Below are 4,118 nucleotides of genomic sequence, written 5' to 3' on the forward strand. Positions count from 1 at the left end.
CTACATTTACAATCATTTTACCATTTTCCATCCCTAAACATTTTATTTTCTACAAATAATTCCACAAAAATATTGTCTAAATCAAATTGTGTAGTAAAATGGAAAGGGAGGTACAAAATATGAGTAGGATAATTAAAGCACCAAGAGGAGACACCTTGCACTGCAAGGGATGGGGACAAGAAGCAGCAATGAGAATGCTTATGAATAATCTTGATCCTGAGGTAGCAGAAGACCCGGAGCATCTAATTGTATATGGAGGATCAGGAAAAGCTGCAAGAAACTGGGAATCTTTTGATGCAATCGTTCAATCATTACAAGAATTAGAAAACGACGAAACACTTATTGTGCAATCAGGCAAACCGGTAGCAATTTTCAGAACACATAATGACGCGCCAAGAGTTATGATTTCTAACTCTGTAATTGTCCCGCACTGGGCAAACTGGGATTATTTCCACAAACTCGAAGACATGGGACTCACAATGTACGGCCAAATGACTGCAGGAAGCTGGATCTATATTGGAACACAAGGAATTCTACAAGGAGATTACGAAACATATGCAGCCGCTGCAAAAAAAGCCTTTGGAACTGACGATTTAAAAGGAAAATTTCTCCTTACAGCTGGACTAGGCGGAATGGGAGGAGCACAACCACTTGCCGTAACAATGCTCCACGGAGTTGCATTAGTCGTTGAAGTCGGCCCCGAACGAATAAAAAGACGGCTTGAAACAAAATATCTGGACAAATGGACAGATAATCTCGATGAAGCATTAAAAATGGTGGAAGAAGCAAAGAATAAAAAAATACCTCTATCCATAGGCTTGCTTGGGAATGCTGCAGATGTATTTCCAGAACTTTTCAGGCGTGGTATAATGCCAGATATCGTCACAGACCAAACGCCGGCACATGACCCGATGGCCTACATACCAAATGGTATGTCGCTTGAAGATGCACAAAAATTAAAAAAAGAAAATCCGGAAGGATACAAAAAGCATTCACTTGATGCAATGATACAGCAGATTAAAGCAATGGTACAATACAAGAGAAAAGGAGTTACCACTTTTGTCTATGGCAATAATATAAGGGGACAAACTAAAGCACATGGATACAACGATGCCTTTGAAATCCCAGGGTACGTGCCAGAATATATAAGAGATCTTTTTTCAGAGGGAAAAGGGCCATTCCGCTGGGTTGCACTTTCAGGAGATCCAGAAGATATATGGATAACAGATGAAGTAGTTAAAAAAGAATTTTCATATGACAAGCATCTGGTAAACTGGATAGAGCTTGCTCAGAAAAAAGTGAAATTCCAGGGACTTCCCTCACGAATTTGCTGGCTTGGATATGGAGAAAGAGCAAAATTTGGTCTTATTATAAATAATCTCGTAAAGCAAGGAAAAATTAAGGCACCAATTGTAATAGGAAGAGATCATCACGATACGGGCTCAGTTGCATCTCCCAACAGAGAAACAGAGAAAATGAAAGATGGTTCAGAAGCAATTGGCGATTGGCCCGTATTGAATGCTATGTTAAATGTCGCTAACGGTGCAACCTGGGTATCATTTCATCACGGCGGAGGAGTAGGCATCGGTTACTCATTACATGCTGGGATGGTTATTGTAGCTGACGGAACAGAGAACGCAGCAAAGAGACTTGAAAGAGTTCTCACTGCAGATCCCGGATTAGGTATAGCACGCCACGCTGATGCAGGATATGGTATTGCAAAGAACTTTGCTAAGAAAAACAATATAAAAATGCCCATGCTAAAATAAGCAAAACTAAAATTAAAATAAAGTAAAATCGTATACATAATAAGAGGGCAAACATTTGCCCTCTTATTATGTTAGTTTCTAAATAGAAGCACTAAACATTCAACCTTTTTGTCTTATAAATAGGTTTTTACATCGTTACCTCGTCAACCAATCTATACGAAAAAGATTACAAGTCTCATATGTATCGTAACTTATTCAGAACTCAGAAACTAATGTTAACAATTTTCTGCCAGGGGAAAATCGTTCCTTATCCTTTTGTTCTCTTTAGTTTTTGCCTAATGTTCTCATGCTGTACTACATCCTTTAAATAAAGTTTCCCTTAAAAAATGTCGTTTGTCAAGATTGGGATTGCTTCGTCGCTACGCTCATCGCAAAGACCACCTTTTTCTGCATTTCTTTTCGCTGCACCTCTTGCCAAAAATTATTCCTCTATATATTTAGATCCGTAAGTCGAAAAATTTTCCACACTTTTTATAGAAAAGAATGTTTGTCTATGATTGTAAAATTTGTCTTCCTTCCCTAAAGGGGAGGAAGACAAATCACCTCTGAGACTCCTAATATCTATTGACTTCAAAATGATTGACTTCCAAAATGCTGAACAAATTTGATAAATCTGTATTGATATGTGGTTGTTGAGAGTTCTAGCCCAAATCTTTGAATGTGTAGGCCATCCTTCATGTATAGCATCCTGTAGAAATAGTTGGCTTTGCTCATGGACTTGTTCCTATTCCATCAATAAGAAAACATTTGTAAAGGGATGACTTTGATACATGTACAAAACGAGTAATATTGCAATCTGGTGGCGCAGTGCATCCAAATGTGCCTTTTTTGAGCACAAATGATACACCTATCATGTAAGGTATTGGTTTTCCAGTTGCTCCAATCAGCGGTTCATTTGTGATGTCCCCGGCATCTATTTCGGATATTTCTTCTAAGTTTACGAAGGAAAAAACTAGTTTTGCGTATGCACTTCTATATTTTGGAGAGAGTTTAAAGAGTAAGCTTTCAAGAATTGGGGGATGATGTATATCAGACCAAACACAACGCCAAAAAAGTCTTTCGCTAAGCAAAGCGCGATTTAACTCAAAGTTTTTTTCATGAAGGGACTCGAAATAAAGTTTTGCAACATCTGTTGGAGTTGCAGAAAGTATAACATTTTTCTCGCTTTGTAAGAGATGATCAAAATAAGGATTTCTCTTAGTAGTTTCGAGATAAGAAATATACACTTGAACAAACAAGACAACTATTATTATAAGTATTATTAAAACAAGTTTTCGTTTTCTATACATTTTATCCTCCATTCAAATAATTATTCATATGCATTGGATAATGAAGAGTAGAGCTATAGCCATAGTTCCATGGCACATGGTAATAATCCCAAGAATGAGAGTCTACAAGCGGTAAAGTTGTTTGTCCAGTATAATCAACTTGAACAAAAGTAACTATTGTAACATGATCAGTTCCTGCTGTATCTCCAGAGTATCTCCAGTCATAGAAAACAAGATCTCCTTTAACCAAAGAGTTTCCGTTACTTACTACTTGCCCCCAGTTTTTTTCTATAACAAAATTATAGAGGCACGGTGCACAAGCCCAAGTGTCAGAACAGTAATCATCCGAAGTTGAAGATGTACCACAATTATTATACCACCAACTTGAACTATTATTGATGTACGGATTAACAAATGGAATTAATCCCCCTTCATGAATTGATTGAGAAACATAATTTGCACAATCACCGTTGCCCGTAGCATAATAGTCTCTATAATTTGGATTATACATTGTAGGATCGTAATGATTATTACTAGGAACATAATTAAAGCTATGATTTACATAGTTATCAGCATAACTTGCTGCGCCGGCTCTATCGTAATAGTAAGAGCTGCTATTTAACGTACTTATAGTTGTTATCAGAGAAGTATTTTTGCCATTTTCTTTTAGAACACTTTCTGCATAGTCTGGAGACCTCACCCCAGTAAGAGGGCCTTCATCATAAGAGTCTTTAATAACGATCCAATTGCCATTTTTTAGAGTCCAGGTCATATCATGATTAACACCAAATCCAGATGTAATAATATTTCCTCGCCAAACCCAGTTAAAAAGTGTCCACTCATAAACTGAAGCATTTGCAATATCATTGTTTATAGTAATTTTTTCAATATATGGGGTACTTTTCATACTAACTATTTTTGTTTCCCATCGTTTTTCAAGGTCTCTGAATTTTTGGGTTCTATTATTTAATTCAAATTGCAAAAGATTTGAACCTGAATCATAAAACTTATTGAGTGCAGTATTGTAATTAATAATACACTTTGCGCGTTCCGAGAATAGACTATCAATGCTTTTTATTAA

The 4,118-nt window shown here is 36.7% G+C and carries 3 protein-coding genes; 1 reads left to right on the forward strand and 2 read right to left on the reverse strand.

What is annotated here, in order from left to right; all coding sequences use genetic code 11:
* The first annotated feature begins 119 nt into the window (after positions 1-119).
* The gene (hutU, locus tag U9Q18_06900) at positions 120-1,769 is read left to right on the forward strand and encodes a urocanate hydratase (GenBank protein MEA3314087.1); all 1,650 of its coding nucleotides are present in this window, start codon (positions 120-122) and stop codon (positions 1,767-1,769) included.
* A gap of 710 nt (positions 1,770-2,479) precedes the next feature.
* On the opposite strand, the gene U9Q18_06905 is transcribed toward hutU, so the two are convergent.
* Positions 2,480-3,058 (reverse strand): hypothetical protein, encoded by a 579-nt coding sequence (locus tag U9Q18_06905; GenBank protein ID MEA3314088.1) that lies wholly within the window; start codon positions 3,056-3,058, stop codon positions 2,480-2,482.
* Position 3,059: 1 nt separating this feature from the next.
* A partial coding sequence (locus U9Q18_06910) for an amidase domain-containing protein (protein MEA3314089.1) occupies positions 3,060-4,118 on the reverse strand: 1,059 nt, incomplete at its 5' end.

It is taken from the genome of Caldisericota bacterium (assembly GCA_034717215.1).
GTDB lineage: Bacteria > Caldisericota > Caldisericia > Caldisericales > Caldisericaceae > UBA646.

Excerpts from the sequence above, each read along its gene's own strand:
- hutU (MEA3314087.1), top strand. The coding sequence starts at position 120 with ATGAGTAGGATAATTAAAGCACCAAGAGGAGACACCTTGCACTGCAAG.
- U9Q18_06905 (MEA3314088.1), bottom strand. The coding sequence starts at position 3,058 with ATGTATAGAAAACGAAAACTTGTTTTAATAATACTTATAATAATAGTT.